Raw genomic sequence first — 13,463 nt, forward strand, 5'->3', positions numbered from 1 at the left:
CTGGACCTCGGCCGGTGGTGTGCCTCAGGCGGGGGTCTTCGGGAATGGATTGCGCACCGTCACCCCACGCCAGGCAAAGCCGTCCTGCATGTCCTCCGACAACAGCAGGCGGCAGTCCCCCTGTGCCGCAGCGGCGAGGATCACGGCGTCCCAGCTGGCGAGGTGGTGCGCCACCGCCAGCTCCATGGCCTCGGCCAGGATGGCGGCGGTGGTATCGACCACCGTGTAGGAGTCCAGCCACTGGCGCACGGCGGCCCTGGCCTGGGCCGCCGGCCAGCGTGCCTTGCGGGTGAGGACGGTGAAGAGTTCCGCGGTCACCTGGATCGGGAGGATGACCTCCTCGCCTGCCAGGTCCTCGATGACCTGCAGGGCGGCCTGCTTGTGTTCGGGGCCGTTGATGCCCTCGGCATAGGTCAGGACGTTGGTGTCGAGGGCGACCCGCACCTCAACGCTCGTAGAGGTCGTCGCGGCTCCAGGCGCCGACATCCACGGCCGCCTGCCCCGCCAGCCGCTTCAGCAGGGCCGCGCGTGCCTGGACGCGGGAGGCATCGGCCGCGTCGAAGGGCACGATCCGCGCGACGGGCCTGCCATGGGTGGTCACGACGAAGGACTGACCCGAGCGGACCTCCCGGAGCAGCTGGGAGAAGCTGCGGTTCGCCTCGGCGGCGGAAATCATCTGGTCCATGGTCGATCGCAAGTAGTGAATGTGACTACATTAGTGATGGCGCTGTCCCGCCGCAACACCCTGGGCATGGCCTGTCAGCGTCGTGTTCAGCCTGAACACACCTTCGGACCGCTGTGAAGATTACACGGCCGCCAGCTTCCGGGGAGAGTGGCCATGATCGGTCTCCAGGTCACGCAGGACGATGCCGAGACCCTTGCCGTCGATCAGCTCGGCGGCGATCTCGTCCACCACGCCGGCCTCGGCGCGGGTGTCCAACTCACCCAGCTTGAGCCGCTCATTCTTGCGCCGCTCGATCTCCTTCACCGCCGAGCCGCGCTTGAACACCTTCGCCAGCCGCCGTAAGGCCTCTGAGAAGCCCACCGCGGCGTAGAGCCGGTTGCGCAGACTGGTATCGCCCGGTGTGGTGCTCAGCGCCCACAGCTCCACCGGCCCGAGGCTGTTGACCAGCATCTGCTCGTACTTGGCGCCGCCGGCGGTCAGCACCGCGAGGAAGGGCGCACCATTCGGACCCGGGCCGTTCAGGGCGTAGCGTACCACGTCGGCGCTCGCGGCCGACAGGTCGAAGCGTGCGATGACCTCCTCGCGCTCCTTCTCGTCGCCGGTGCGCAGGATGAAGCGCCCGGTGCTCTGGGCGACGATCGCCTCGCCCATGTCCTCCAGCCGCTGCGACGAGAAGCCGAGCTGGATGTTGTGCTTGCGGCCCTCGCGGACGTCGAGTTCCGCCTGGGCGCGGACCAGCGGGCTGCCCTTGGTGCGGTGCCACTCGTCGTAGTCGAGGCGCTTGACCGCCTCCATCACCTCCTGGAACCGCTCGCGGTGGTAGTCGCGCACCGGCTCGGGGACGAATTGCGCGTAGTCCGGGTGCAGGAAGAAGTTCCGCGCCAGCAGGTGCCGCGCCAGCATGTACATCAGCTCGGTCTGCCGGTTCGCCGCCGCCGAGCCGGCCGGGGCCACTGCGGCAAGGTCGAGCACGATGATGCGGGCCGGACCGAAATCCAGGCGGGTTGGCCGGCTCAGCGAGGGAAAGCGCCGGATCAGGTCGTAGACGTAGCGCTCGAACAGGGTGCAGGCGGACTCGCTGGTCTCGGCGATGTGCAGGTCCTTGAAGGCGTCGCGGATCTGGTCGGAGCGGGCGGCGGCGATCAGGTCCTGCAGCACCGGCACGGCATGGCGCTGCGCCACCTCGGCCAGCCGCATTTCGCCGGCCCCGATCAGCGCATCCACGGCGTCGCGCCACCAGGGGGTATCGCCGGGCAGGACGAGCCCGTGGCGGCGCAGCGCGGCATCCACCTCCGGCTCCACGCTGGCCCGGTAGGGCTTGGGCGAGCCGCCGGTGACGTCGGTGCAGAGCCGGTAGGCCTCGTCGATCACCGCCCCGATCAGCTGCGCCATGCCCTCGAAGGGGGTGGAGGTATCCGGGGGCGTGGTGGCCAGCGCCAGGAAGTTCTGCAGGAAGGACCGCTCCAGCGGCAGCGGATAGTGGCAACCCACCTGCAGATCGAAGATATTGACCTCGTAGCCCGGCCCGAACTGCATGGTGACGAAGATCGCCTCGTGCTCGCGCGCGGGGCCGAGCGCCTCGCGCACCAGCCGCACGAAGCCCTGCGCCGAAGGGCCGATATCGGCCTTGCCGATCAGCGGCAGCCTGGCGCCCTTGACCCCGAGCACGGCGGGGCTGAGCACCAGGCCGAGGTTGATGCAGTTGGCCAGCACCGACTTGCCGGAACCGGGCGGCGCCACGAAGACGTCGCAGACGAGCGGGCGCTTGTCGCCGCCGGAGGGGTCGTAGGGCCAGATGGCGCCGTCGGGCCGGCGGAACAGCACCGAGCCCTGCTCCCAGGGCGAGGCGGTGCGGTTCCAGGGCAGCATGGCGAAGGCGTCGCCCAGCAGGGCGATCTGCGGCGTGCCGGTCGAGGTGAGCGACAGGCCGGGGACGCTGGACAGCGCCCCCTCCAGCGGATCGCCGGCGATCGGGGTGGTCTTGCAGTTGCCCCAGCCCTCGATGCGCTGCGCCAGGGTCGAGGCGCGACGGCGCAGCAGCCGCATCTCGCCGGCCGGGGCCCAGGTCGCGAAGGAGGCGCGCAGCCGCACGCCGATGTGGTTGTCCTCGTTGCGGGCCTGCCGCAGGGCGTCGAAGGCGCGCCGGATATCGGCGTTGCCGGGGAACATCGAGAAGAAGGTCGCGGCGACCTCCTTGATCTGCATGGCGTTGCGGCCGCCGCCCTCGATCACCACGGCGCTGCGCCAGGGGATGCGGTCCTGGCCCAGCCGGGCGGAAAGCTCGACGAAGGGACGCGGATCCTCGGGCCCCACCGCCATGTCCACCGGGGCATAGTCGTGATCGCCGATGCGGACGCGCTGGCCCCCCAGCGTCTCGGCATCGGCATGGAACATCTGCTCGGCCACGGCCGGCCACAGCATGCCGGCGGTGGGGCTCTCGCCGCCATCGGGATCCTCGGTCGCCCGCGGCATCACCCGGTCGCCCGGCAACGTCGCCTTCCAGTCGGAGCCGGCGGTTTCGCGGTAGACGGATTCGCGGATCACCCTGAGCGCCTCGTGGGCATCCAGTTCGCGGGTGGCGACGTCGTTGTTGCCGAGCGACGCGACGACCCGCGAGACGAAGGCCGTGTGCCGCGCCGCCATCACCTCGGAGCGCAGGTAGTAGCGCTGGCTGTTGCCGGCGCGCGGCCCCTCGCGCGAGAGGACCTTCTGCTCCTCGGCCATCTGCCGGCGCTCCTCCTTGGTCAGGACAGCGCGGCGGGTCCAGAGCACGTAGTAGGCGGCCTCCCAGCGCATGATCCGGGGCCACAGCGCCGCGCGTTCCTCGAGCACGTCCGAGACGTTGAGACCGAGTTCCCGTGCGATGGTGCGGCAGGAGGCGAGGTTCAGCCGCTCGATCTCGACCCCGGCCATGTCCGGGTCGGAGACGTACCAGCCGACAATGGCGTGGCCACGGTCCTCCAGCGCGCCCGCCAGGTCGATGCGCTGTGCCGTGGCGATGCGCTCGACGTCGTCGCGCTTGGCCATCCGCCGCATGCCCTCGATACGGACCACGCTGAGGTAGTCGCATTGGCGCGTCACCAGGGCGTCGCCATGGGCGGTCTCGATCTCGCAGAAGGCCGGCAGCGGCTGGCGGAGAACCAGCGACAGGCCGGCGAGGCCACGGGTGATGGCGGTGGCGATCATGCGGCCTCCGGGCGGTGGTGGATCATCCTGGGCGCGCCCCAGGCGCGCAGCAGGTCCGGATAGATGTCCTCCTTGCCGCGCGGCATCCGGCCGAGCGGCAGCAGGCGGACGCCGCCAAGGAGGTAGGCCCGGTCCTGGTAGGCGCGCGGCGCGAGGCCGAGCAGCGCGGCGCCGAGCACCGCCGGATCGTGGGTCAGGAGCTTGCTGGCGCAGATCGCCTGGCGGGCCCGGAACGCGGTCAGGGCCCGCCAGGCGGCGATGGTGGCCGGGCTTTCCCGGCGTGGCAGGATGTCGAGCGTCGGATCGTCGCCCGCCTCCAGCAAGGAGAGCTGGGCGGCGCGCGCGACGGCGAACAGCGCCTGCTGGCTCATCTCCGGCAGCCAGATCAGGGTCGCGGATCCCTCGGCCGCCGCGGTGTCGAGGTGCTGCGTGAGATGGCAGAGGGTACAGGCCACGGCGAGGTTGCCGGGCGCGGCGTCGGCCTCGTCGCCGTTCAGGTGGAACCATTCCTGCCGGCCCGCGGCGAGGGCGCCGCAGAACCGGCAGGGAATGTCGGGCACCGGGGCGGGGTCCACCTTGGTCGCCCGCCGCTCCCGGCAGGCCGCGCCGCCCCAGGAGGACGTATGCGACGACAGCAGGAGCGGCGGGAAACGCATGGTGGGAGGCCCCGGCTCAGTTGAAGGTGACGACCGAGTTGGTGCCGCTGACCGTCGCGGAGCCACCGGAGGCGGTCTGCGCTGCCTTGCCGATCCAGACGCCGCCGGTGGCGAAGAGGCCGCAGAGCACGATGCCGGCGAGGCCCATGGCGACCTTGCCGCCCTCGCGGTTCTGCGGCTGGCGCGACTGCCACAGCGCCCAGGCGCCGCCGATCAGGCAGATCAGCGCGGCGACGTACATCGCCATGGAGCCGAGGTTGCCGCCGGCAGTGGCCGCCTCCTGTGCCATGGTGCCGACCTGGCCGCCGATGGTGTTGGCGGCCTGGGCGAAGGCGGTGCCGGTGAAGAACGCACCCATGGCCGCCGCCATCAGCGCCAGCCCGACGCGGCGGCGGAGGATCGCGCCCTGGGGGCGCGGGGCGATGGTGATCTTATGGGAGATGATCGACACGATGATCGCTTTCCTGTTCAGGGCCGGGGCGCCGTCGGCGACCCTGCGAGGATGCTGTGCGAGGTCCTTGCGAACGGCGCGCAGGATTTTTCGCGCGACCTTCAGGCGAACAGCGCGGCGAGGAAGGTCGCCAGCGGCAGCACGTTGATGAGCATCACGCCGAAGACGAACTGCACGAGGCAGCCACCCTGCGGCCGGCGGCTGATCCCGCGCATCACCGCCCACCAGGCGAACACGGCCATCAGCGCCATCATCGCGCCTAAGGCCTGGAAGAAGCCCTGGAAGATGGTGACGACGTTGACGACGGTCTCGGCGGGAGTGGCACCCAGGGCGCCGCTGGCGCTCGGCACGTAGCCGAAGGCGCCGCCGGTGCCGACGATGATGGACGAGCCGCCGCTGCGGTTGGCCATGGTCAGGATGCCGTCGAAGCTGGCGAAGACGCCGCTCAGCACCAGCGACACCCAGGGGATCCAGGGCTTGCCCCGGAAGGGGTTGTGCGGTTGCGCCTGCTGCCAGAAGCCCCAGGCGCCGAAAAGGAAGGCGGCGATGGCCGCCAGGTAGCAGAAGGCGGGGACGAGGAAGGTGATCGCGCCACCGACATCGGCCGCGAAGTTGGCGAGGCCCTGCATGGTGGCGCGTCCTACTGGATGGAGCCGCGCTCAGCGCGCACGACCCAGGTCGCGCCCTGCTGCGCGATGGCGGTGATGCGGCCGTAGCCCGGCACCCGGTCACCGACGGCGACCTGGAGCTGGGTGCCGGACTCGCCGGTGTTGTCCACCTCGGAGAGCATGGCGAGCCCGGGAGAGGCCGCCTGGACCCGGTAGCGGCGCCTCACGGTGTCGCTGGGAGCCGGGGTCCGCGACGCGGCGGCGGTGACCGGCGGTGCCGGGGCGGGAGCTGCTGCCAGAGGCATTGGCGCCGGCGGCACCGGCGAACCCATGGCGGCCGCCACGGAGCCGCGCGCCTCGGCGAGTGCCACGCGACGCGAGAGATCGGCCGTGGCGGCATCGAGGCGCTCCCGGGCGGCCGCCATGTCCGCGCGCAGCTGCCGGTTCTCCTCGCGTAGGTCGCGCACCATGGTCCCGATCGTCGTCACCAGCCCCAGCACCTCGACCTGCTGCGGCGTGCTCATCGGTGCCGGGCGCAACCCGGCCGCCACGGTGACCGGATCGGGCGTCGCGAACTGGCTGGCTACCGTCGCGGGGGCCGGCACCGGGATGACCGTCAGGGGCGCCGGCGTGGTCACGACCCCCGCCGCCCTTGCCGGGGGTGCGGCGGACGCCACGGCGGCTGGGGGCGGCTCCGCCGCGGCGGTGGCTGCGGGTGTGCTGGTCGTCACGGACGGGATGACCGCGGTCGGCGGCGTCTGGATCGGGGCAGGGTCGGCAGGCGCCGTGACCATGGCAGGGCGCGGCGTGGTCACCTCGGGGGGCGTGCCGCCGGTTGCCACGGGCGGCCGGGCGGGGACTTCCCCGATCCGGGGTGCCAGTGGCGTCGGTTCCACGATGCGGCGAGCGGGCGGCGAGGCGGCCGGCGTGGGAAGGTTGCCTTCGGCCGTGGCCGGCGCGGGGCGGGCAGGGTTGGCCTGGAAGCCCACGATCTCCTGCAACTGCTGCTGCGGCGGGGCCGGGCGGTGCCGCTCGCGCTCGACCGGCGGCACCGACACCGGCGCGGGGCCGGCGGCGATCCGCGCCGAGGGCGCGACCAGCTCGGGGCCATGCGGCGCGATGACCTGCCGGGCGCCTTCCATCGCACCCTGCAGGCTCGCCGACACTCGCCGGAGGTCGAGGGGATAGATCGTGTTGTAGGGGGACGCCAGGAAGGCACCACCCGCGAGCAGCAGCACGGCACCGAGGGCCACACCACCGAGGAGGCGGCTGCGCCTCCTGGCGCGAGGGGCGGGCTTCGCCGGGCTTATCGCCTCGCCTGGCCGCTGCGGAGGCTCCTGCGGCGCACCGGGGCTCGACGGGCCCGCCGGGCCCGGCGCGTCCGCGGTCAGCGGCCGGAAATCGGGATGCGCGACGAGGTGGGTGTCCATGAGACGATCCTGCTGGGCGTTGGCCCGCAGGATCGTCCACCCCGACGCGAACGGCGCCCGGGAAAGCCACCGGCCAGGCGTCAGTCGGCGGCGCGCAGATCCTGTAGGAACATGATCCCGACCGGTGCATTGGCGGCGAGATGGATGGTCGGGCCGCGCGGCGCCGCCTGTTCCAGCGCCCGGCCGACCTGCTGCGCGGCGACGCCGGCACCGACCGCGAGCTGCTGCTCCGGGTTGAGGCGGGTGATGAAGGAGGTGCCACCCAGGGGGTTGAGCTGCCCATAGGTGTTCGAGGTGGTCGCGACGGCCTGGCCGAGCCCGGCGATGAAGGCCGCGGCGGCGGGCAGCACGAAGCGCTCCAACATCCGCTGGTCGACGTTGGTGGCCACCGCGGTCTCCATGCTGTCGGGGGCCACCACGATGCCGTCGGCCTGGATGGTCTGACCCTGGTACTGCACACGCGTGACGCGGACGACGAGGCGGTTGCTCTGCCCGGCCCGGTTGAAGCTGCCGATCAGGCGAGCGCCCGCGATGGGGCCGCTGTCGGCCTGCAGCACGATGGGACCGCCCGTCTCCGAGCTGACCGCCAGCACGGTGTGGGCATAGAGACCCCGCCCGGCCGGCATCAACACACGGCCCTGGCGCACGCTGCCGCCGGGGAGGGCGCCATCCGTCTCCGTGGTCGCCGGGCGCGTGACACGGCCGGCGGAAGCCGGTCGGGCGAAGGCACCTGCGCCGTCCCGGCCGTCCTCGGCGGCGGCGGATGGCGCGAGGGTCACGGTGGTCTGCCCCGGGCGACCCTGCCAGCCGCCGAACAGCCCATTCACCGCGGCGCGGAAGGCCGGATCGTCGGCCGGCGTCGTCGGCGTATTCGTTTGGGCGACTGTGCGGATCGGGTTCGGGGAGGGGGTCGCGCGCATCGGCGGAGGCGCGTAGAGCAGGGCCGGGGGCGGTGCCTCCACCGTGGCCGGTCGCACGGCCGGCGGGGAGACAACCGGTGCCGCCGGCGCGGGCGTTGCGATCGCGGCCGGGAGCTGGACGGGCGGCGGCAGCTGCAGATCCGGCGGAGTGCCGCGCTGGCTGGCGTTGATCGGGGGCGTGAAGGACCGTCCAGCCTGCTGCGCTCGCTCGGCTTGCCGCTGGTTGTCGGCCACCGCGAGGCGGTCCTGGTAGGGGTTGCTGTTGGGACCACCCGGCAGCGTGTTGACCGGGGTCTGCCGCGCCGCGCGGCTTTCCGCGGGGGGCTCGGTGGAGCCGAGTGCCGCCCAGATGGCGGTGCCCACCACGGTCGCGCCGAGGGCGGCGATCCCGGCGAGCCGCATCGGCCCGGCGCCGAGGGCGCGGTTGAAGGGGTTGCGCAGCACCCTGCGCCGGATGGCGGCGTCGGACATCAGCGTTCCTCGCGCAGCTCGGCCGAGACCGTGCGGTTGTTGACGGAGAGCAGCACGACCGGCGTCTGCGCCAGTGCGTAGACCGTGGTTCCACCCTCGCCGTACTGCGAGGCGTCCCAGGGCGGCGACAGCAGGGTGTGGCGCGTGCGCAGGTAGAGCTGGCTGCCCAGCCGCCAGGCCCGCACGTCGTCGGGCGAGACACCGCTGACGGCGAGGGGCACGGCATCGGCCGGGGCCACGCCGGAGAGCATGGCGGTCAGGTAGGGGGCGCCGGTCACGGGCGCGCCCGGACGGGTGTCGATCTGAATGCGGGCGTTCGGCCCTCGGTTGGAGACGTGGATGCTGACATCCGCGTCGTAGCGCGACTGGCCGGCCACCAGCAGGAAGGAGATCGGCTTGGGCGCCCCCTGCAGGTTGACCAGCAGGCCGCCGCGCGGCGCCACGGACATCGGCGTGATCTGGATGGTGTTGGAGCCGCGCACCGGGACGCAGACATGGAAACCCGTCAGGTCGGCAGACGGCCCTCCGGGGCCGGCGGGTCCGGCATTGGGCGAGGTCGAGCAGCCGCCGACGCCGGCACCGCCGCCGCCCGAGACGTTGGCGTTGTTGGAGTTGGTATCCCAGGCGATGGGCCATGGCTGGCCGGTGTTGTCGAAGAAGCTGAGCGCGGTGGGGTAGCCGCGCACGGTCTGCACGATGGAGGTCGGCTGGCCGGGCTGGAAGCCGACATTCACCGGCCGGCTCACGGGCGCCGCCACGATGGCGACGCTCTCCTCCTGGGCGCGGCGCACCTCGCCGTAGCGGCGCGCCAGCTCGCGGATCATCTCCGGGGTGAGCGGGATCGCGTCCTCCAGGATGCGGTCGCGCGTGGCGGCCCGATCCGCCGGGCTCGGCGGTGGCGGCGCCTGGGCCGATGCGGCAGCGGCGAGCACGGAGCCCGCGGCAAGGCCAAGGATGGCGTGACGGACATGCACGAGAGGAGCTCCTGATCCGGCTATCGGGCGATGGCGACCAGCTGGTCGATCATCAGGCCGTCCGGACGATCCTCGTCGTTGGTGCGAACGACGACCGTCGAGATGGTCAGGTTGGTCTGGCTCGTCTGCTGCGAGTTCTCGCAGGTCTGCACGATGGGAAACTGCACCGTGTGGCTCAGGCGCCCCCGCACGATCTGCGTGTCGGCGATGGTGGCGGCGCGCTGCGCCTGGGCGTAGCAGACCATGCGCCCGGCCTTCATCGCCTCGAAGTTGCCGCTGGCTTGGTAGCTACGGGCGAAGCTGTTCCAGCCCTGCAGCGAGAAGCGCCGTCCCGCCGTGTTCAGCTGCGTCGGGTAGTCGTGATAGTTGACATTATAGGCGGCGAGCACCGCCCGGACCGTCCATTCCAGCAGCTGCGCGTCATCCACGACGGGGCTTTCGAGCGCGCGGATCGGCCGCGGCGGGTTGCGACCGTCGACCAGGAAGTAGCGGGTTTCGCTGGGGCGTGTCTGCAGCCAGTAGGAATGCGCCAGCGCCGAGAGGGTGACGACGGACATGGCGACCGTCAGGAGGGTGAGGCGATTGACCAGGCGTCCCTGGAACTCCGGATCGCTCAGCCGGTGACTGATCGCCGTGCGCGCATTCTGCATGACAAGGTTCCATCCTGATGACGGAATCCTCGGTCATGGTGATGCGAACAGCCACGGATCGCCGCTAATGGTCCAGGTTGGATACCTCTCGCTGGTAGCCGCTCGACCGCTTGGTGAGTGGGGCGACATAGGTCCATCGGTTGCCGAAGAACAGACGACCCGCATGCTTGTGGCATTGACGGACCTCCATTCCGGCCTCGTGCAGCCGCCTGCGCGCCAGGTCGGGGTCATAGGTGTCGGTCAGCTCCTCCCGCGGCCGTGGCGGGACATTCATCAGGTGCAGCCGCGATACGACGGCGCTGAAGGGAATGCCGAGATCGCGGGCGACGGCGCGCGGGTGCTGGCCGGCCCAGCGGGTGCTCGCGAGGTAGAGTTCGAGGCGTGGCGTCCAGGCCACCTGACCGCGGCTGGCGCGCACCTCGACGGCGAGCGGCAGGCCATCGAAGCCCGTCAGCGTCCGGACGCGCCGCATCCCGGCCTCCGGCGTGGGGAGGGGGGCCATCTCCGCCTGGGTATCGGCCTGCTGTAGGCCACTCGTCCTGCGCCCGGACACCGCCGCGGTGGGAGCCTCGACGGGGGACAGGGTGCAGATGACCTGCGCGCGCCTCCGAGACGTCAGGATCGGGGGCCGTGCGACGGGGGAGTGGCTCACGATCGGCGGCAATGCCTGACTGCCGCCCGCGAGAGATGATCCGGCTCTGGGGGCTGCAGCGGCCTGTCGGGCCTCGCCCATCTCGCCGACCGCGCGGATCGTGGGGCGACGGATGTCGCCTCGCCGGCGGCTCGGGAGGCCGAGGCGTCGGCTCAGGGCGTAGATGCCACCCCGGGAGCGCCCGAAGGTGTCGGCCATGCTGCCGCCGTCCCAATTGGCGATCCAGCACTCGATGAATAGTGATAGATCACTGGTCTTCCAGGCACGAGGATGGTTGCTTCGCCGCATGGGATGATCGGGCGGCGTGGCCATCCCGCATGCCACGACACGCTCCAGAATGAAGGCGACGGTCACGCCGAGGCAGCATTGCAGGGCTTCCAGGCCGTGTCCCTTCGCGATCATCGCTGCGAGAACCCGGTCGAACCTCCAGTTGGAGACCGTGCCCGCCCCGCTTGGTGCCGCGCCCTGGTTACCCTTCCTGCCGGCGACAGCGCCGCCGGAAATCTGCCCTGACATGCCCGAAGCCCCAGTCGTTCCCGGGCGCACACTGTCACAACCGTGATCGAAGAAGCAATGAGAATTGGATTTAACCGAAGCGATTTGGCGTTGTTTTCGGCTCTATCGCAATCAAGAACCAGGGTTCCGTCCATGGCCCTTAAGGCTATCCTACTGTATTCGCTGCCTTCAGGGGATCGGGACTACCGCTTGCTGCGGCCACCATAGGGGTTCGATCGTGTTCGCATCGTCCGGGCTAACTGCACCAGACGATCGATTTCGGCCAGGACCGTATCGAGGTCCTCCAGACGGTGCCCCTCGTCGCTCTCCGGCTGAGATCTCCTGCCTGTCCTGCGGTCGGGCTCCGGCGCCGTGTCGCGCTGGCCCTCTGTCGCATAGATGGAAGGCAGCAGATCGGCCGGCTCGACGCCAAGGCTTCGGGCGATGCCGAGCAGGGTCTTGAGCGTGAGGTACTGCAGCCCGTTCTCGACCGAGAAGATCGTGGTGACCTGCAACCCGGCCTTCACGGCCAGCTCTGCCTGGGTCAGGGACTGTTCAGTCCGGATTTCCCTGATGCGTCTGCCCACGACGGCAAGATAGGGATCGACATCACGCTCCGCGCCGCGAGTGCGGCGAGACGGCGCCGAGGGTACGGCCGTTGGCGATTGGGTAACCGAGGCCTGCTCGGGCTTCTTCATCGGGGACAGGCCGCCCGGCCGTCACGCCCGGGCATCGGACGTCGTGGATGCCGTTCGCATCGGCGAAGGGCAGTGGAGGGAGAAGGAGAACCCACGCCATGGCATTTCCCCCGGTCGTCCTGTTGACCTTGCAACTCCTGCACCCCTCCACTGTCCCGGTTACCCCGGTCGACTTCCGTTTGATGCCATCCGGCGCCGTCGTGGCGGAATCCGGCCATATGGATCAAGCGAATACACCCCATGGTAGCACCGATACATCGCAAACGCCCACCCGCCGCTCATCGCGGCCGGCGGCCGGCGATGCCGGGCCCGCCAGGATGCAGGGCTACGGCACTGATATCCCACTGTCATTTGCCGTCCGGCAGATCGTCCCGAGGGGAATCAGGGTGGTCTACGGCCCCGGTGTGACACCCGAAACAACGGTTTCCTGGACCGGTGGCAAGGTCTGGTACGAGGTCCTGCGGGACGCCCTCAAGCCCCAGCGGCTTCGGCTGCTGCTCTCGGGGCAGACCGCCACCATCGCCCGCTAGGCCGGGTGGCTGGCACGCCGTTCGCGTCGCGCCCTGCCAGCCTGTGCCCTCCTTGGAGAGTGGAGGGGCACCGTGCCCGACCTGGAGCGAGATGGCGTCTTGGAATGGGTCCGGCGCGCCGAGCCCGCCGTGGCGGCGATGGTGGCGGGACTGATCCGGTCCGTGGAGGACGATCCGGCCGTGCTGCCGCTGCTGACCGCATTTGGCCAGCATCTCGATAAGGATGCCGGCGGCGGCGGCAGCCTCGCCGGCCTTTTCACCGACGAGGGCCTGCATCTCCGGGAGGCCATGGCCCAGCTCGGCGTCGCACGGCTGCTGCGGCTGCTCGCCTGGTTCGACGAGGCGCCCGTGGGCCGCTTTCATCCCTGGCCCGAGGCCCTGCTGCGCGACGAAACCACCGAAGCCGGCGCCTGCCTTCGGGCCATGCTGGCGGCGCTGCACCGCCAGACCCTGCTGGAACGCCTGTTCGCCCCAGCGCGGCTGCAGCTGCTGGCCGAGGTCCTGGGCGAAGCCCGCCGGGAGGCCGCGTGATGCGTCGCACCTGCCTCGCCCTGGCGCTGCTCGCGACCCTGCTCGCCGCGCCCTCCCTCGCCCGGGCGCAATCGACCGGCAGCGTGGGCTGTACCGCGATCACCCAGGCCGCCGCCGGAGCCATCGAGGCGCGGGTCCAGGCCGACGACACGGCCATCCAGGCGCCCACCAGCGTCCGCAACCTGACCTGCCTCGACGGCTTCTTTCGCGGCGTCGGCCTCAACGTGATCGCCAGCCTGCTCGATCCTACCAACCTGCTCGACGCCATCCAGGGTCAGATCTGCGCCACGGTCAGCCAGGCCTGGCAGTCGGCGCTCGGCTCCATCCAGTGCGGCCTCACCGTCAGCGGCTTCAACCTGGGCTTCGGCGGGATCGGCGGTGGCCTGATGTGCCCGCGTCTGTCCTTCGGCGGCGGCGGTCCGCCCATCGGTACCTTCGGAACGGGCTTCGGGACGTCGGGCAACTTCTACGTCAACGGCTCACCCCTGGCGCCCTCCGGCTACACCCTGCCAAGCCGCTAGACGGC

At 71.1% G+C, this 13,463-nt stretch carries 15 protein-coding genes; 3 read left to right on the forward strand and 12 right to left on the reverse strand.

Going from position 1 to position 13,463, the window contains the following annotated elements; all coding sequences use genetic code 11:
- Positions 1 to 24: 24 nt before the first annotated feature.
- The 12 genes from CTJ15_RS02830 to CTJ15_RS02885 all read right to left on the reverse strand — a co-directional run bounded on the left by CTJ15_RS02830 (position 25) and on the right by CTJ15_RS02885 (position 11,876).
- Positions 25 to 444, reverse strand: coding sequence for a PIN domain-containing protein (locus CTJ15_RS02830; RefSeq protein WP_099781071.1), 420 nt, complete (start codon positions 442 to 444; stop codon positions 25 to 27).
- Between the two features lies 1 nt (position 445).
- Positions 446 to 685 carry a type II toxin-antitoxin system Phd/YefM family antitoxin gene (locus CTJ15_RS02835; RefSeq protein WP_099781072.1) on the reverse strand — a complete coding sequence of 80 codons (240 nt, stop codon included), beginning with the start codon at positions 683 to 685 and terminating at the stop codon, positions 446 to 448.
- Positions 686 to 805: 120 nt separating this feature from the next.
- Positions 806 to 3,871 (reverse strand): ATP-binding protein, encoded by a 3,066-nt coding sequence (locus CTJ15_RS02840; protein ID WP_099781073.1) that lies wholly within the window; start codon positions 3,869 to 3,871, stop codon positions 806 to 808.
- Positions 3,868 to 4,527: a hypothetical protein gene (locus CTJ15_RS02845; RefSeq protein WP_027297359.1), complete on the reverse strand. Its 660-nt coding sequence runs from the start codon at positions 4,525 to 4,527 to the stop codon at positions 3,868 to 3,870. Before CTJ15_RS02845 ends, CTJ15_RS02840 begins: the two co-directional genes overlap by 4 nt.
- 16 nt (positions 4,528 to 4,543) lie before the next feature.
- Complete coding sequence (locus CTJ15_RS02850; RefSeq protein ID WP_226945902.1) at positions 4,544 to 4,978, reverse strand: hypothetical protein; 435 nt, start codon at positions 4,976 to 4,978, stop codon at positions 4,544 to 4,546.
- A 101-nt stretch (positions 4,979 to 5,079) separates the two neighbouring features.
- Entirely contained in the window at positions 5,080 to 5,607 is a 528-nt protein-coding gene (locus tag CTJ15_RS02855; protein ID WP_099781074.1) for a hypothetical protein, read from the reverse strand.
- A gap of 11 nt (positions 5,608 to 5,618) precedes the next feature.
- Positions 5,619 to 7,016, reverse strand: a complete 1,398-nt coding sequence (locus CTJ15_RS02860) for a hypothetical protein (RefSeq protein WP_126281765.1) — start codon at positions 7,014 to 7,016, stop codon at positions 5,619 to 5,621.
- A gap of 80 nt (positions 7,017 to 7,096) precedes the next feature.
- Positions 7,097 to 8,407, reverse strand: coding sequence for a DotG/IcmE/VirB10 family protein (locus tag CTJ15_RS02865; protein ID WP_099781075.1), 1,311 nt, complete (start codon positions 8,405 to 8,407; stop codon positions 7,097 to 7,099).
- Positions 8,407 to 9,381, reverse strand: coding sequence for a DotH/IcmK family type IV secretion protein (locus CTJ15_RS02870; protein WP_051544323.1), 975 nt, complete (start codon positions 9,379 to 9,381; stop codon positions 8,407 to 8,409). The genes CTJ15_RS02865 and CTJ15_RS02870 overlap by 1 nt, the downstream gene beginning before the upstream one ends.
- Before the next feature lie 20 nt (positions 9,382 to 9,401).
- Entirely contained in the window at positions 9,402 to 10,031 is a 630-nt protein-coding gene (locus CTJ15_RS02875) for a DotI/IcmL/TraM family protein (RefSeq protein ID WP_027297364.1), read from the reverse strand.
- 64 nt (positions 10,032 to 10,095) lie between these two features.
- Positions 10,096 to 10,971 (reverse strand): hypothetical protein, encoded by an 876-nt coding sequence (locus CTJ15_RS23730; RefSeq protein ID WP_193009557.1) that lies wholly within the window; start codon positions 10,969 to 10,971, stop codon positions 10,096 to 10,098.
- Positions 10,972 to 11,381: 410 nt separating this feature from the next.
- Positions 11,382 to 11,876, reverse strand: coding sequence for a helix-turn-helix domain-containing protein (locus tag CTJ15_RS02885; protein WP_081798651.1), 495 nt, complete (start codon positions 11,874 to 11,876; stop codon positions 11,382 to 11,384).
- Positions 11,877 to 11,974: 98 nt separating this feature from the next.
- Here CTJ15_RS02885 and CTJ15_RS02890 point away from each other — a divergent pair, with 98 nt between their 5' ends.
- The 3 genes from CTJ15_RS02890 (at position 11,975) to CTJ15_RS02900 (ending at position 13,458) form a co-directional block, all read left to right on the forward strand.
- Positions 11,975 to 12,406, forward strand: a complete 432-nt coding sequence (locus tag CTJ15_RS02890; RefSeq protein ID WP_027297366.1) for a hypothetical protein — start codon at positions 11,975 to 11,977, stop codon at positions 12,404 to 12,406.
- Between the two features lie 72 nt (positions 12,407 to 12,478).
- Complete coding sequence (locus CTJ15_RS02895; protein ID WP_075822811.1) at positions 12,479 to 12,937, forward strand: hypothetical protein; 459 nt, start codon at positions 12,479 to 12,481, stop codon at positions 12,935 to 12,937.
- Positions 12,937 to 13,458 carry a hypothetical protein gene (locus CTJ15_RS02900; RefSeq protein ID WP_081798652.1) on the forward strand — a complete coding sequence of 174 codons (522 nt, stop codon included), beginning with the start codon at positions 12,937 to 12,939 and terminating at the stop codon, positions 13,456 to 13,458. Before CTJ15_RS02895 ends, CTJ15_RS02900 begins: the two co-directional genes overlap by 1 nt.
- Positions 13,459 to 13,463 lie beyond the last annotated feature (5 nt).

The sequence above is a fragment of the Roseomonas sp. FDAARGOS_362 genome (assembly GCF_002754815.1).
Lineage (GTDB): Bacteria > Pseudomonadota > Alphaproteobacteria > Acetobacterales > Acetobacteraceae > Roseomonas > Roseomonas mucosa.

What these genes read in the sequence shown, in the direction of transcription:
- CTJ15_RS02835 (WP_099781072.1), bottom strand. Translation starts at nt 685, where the DNA reads ATGGACCAGATGATTTCCGCCGCCGAGGCGAACCGCAGCTTCTCCCAG.
- CTJ15_RS02840 (WP_099781073.1), bottom strand. Translation starts at nt 3,871, where the DNA reads ATGATCGCCACCGCCATCACCCGTGGCCTCGCCGGCCTGTCGCTGGTT.
- CTJ15_RS02845 (WP_027297359.1), bottom strand. Translation starts at nt 4,527, where the DNA reads ATGCGTTTCCCGCCGCTCCTGCTGTCGTCGCATACGTCCTCCTGGGGC.
- CTJ15_RS02855 (WP_099781074.1), bottom strand. Translation starts at nt 5,607, where the DNA reads ATGCAGGGCCTCGCCAACTTCGCGGCCGATGTCGGTGGCGCGATCACC.
- CTJ15_RS02860 (WP_126281765.1), bottom strand. Translation starts at nt 7,016, where the DNA reads ATGGACACCCACCTCGTCGCGCATCCCGATTTCCGGCCGCTGACCGCG.
- CTJ15_RS02865 (WP_099781075.1), bottom strand. Translation starts at nt 8,407, where the DNA reads ATGTCCGACGCCGCCATCCGGCGCAGGGTGCTGCGCAACCCCTTCAAC.
- CTJ15_RS02875 (WP_027297364.1), bottom strand. Translation starts at nt 10,031, where the DNA reads ATGCAGAATGCGCGCACGGCGATCAGTCACCGGCTGAGCGATCCGGAG.
- CTJ15_RS23730 (WP_193009557.1), bottom strand. Translation starts at nt 10,971, where the DNA reads ATGCGGCGAAGCAACCATCCTCGTGCCTGGAAGACCAGTGATCTATCA.
- CTJ15_RS02885 (WP_081798651.1), bottom strand. Translation starts at nt 11,876, where the DNA reads ATGAAGAAGCCCGAGCAGGCCTCGGTTACCCAATCGCCAACGGCCGTA.
- CTJ15_RS02890 (WP_027297366.1), top strand. Translation starts at nt 11,975, where the DNA reads ATGGCATTTCCCCCGGTCGTCCTGTTGACCTTGCAACTCCTGCACCCC.
- CTJ15_RS02900 (WP_081798652.1), top strand. Translation starts at nt 12,937, where the DNA reads ATGCGTCGCACCTGCCTCGCCCTGGCGCTGCTCGCGACCCTGCTCGCC.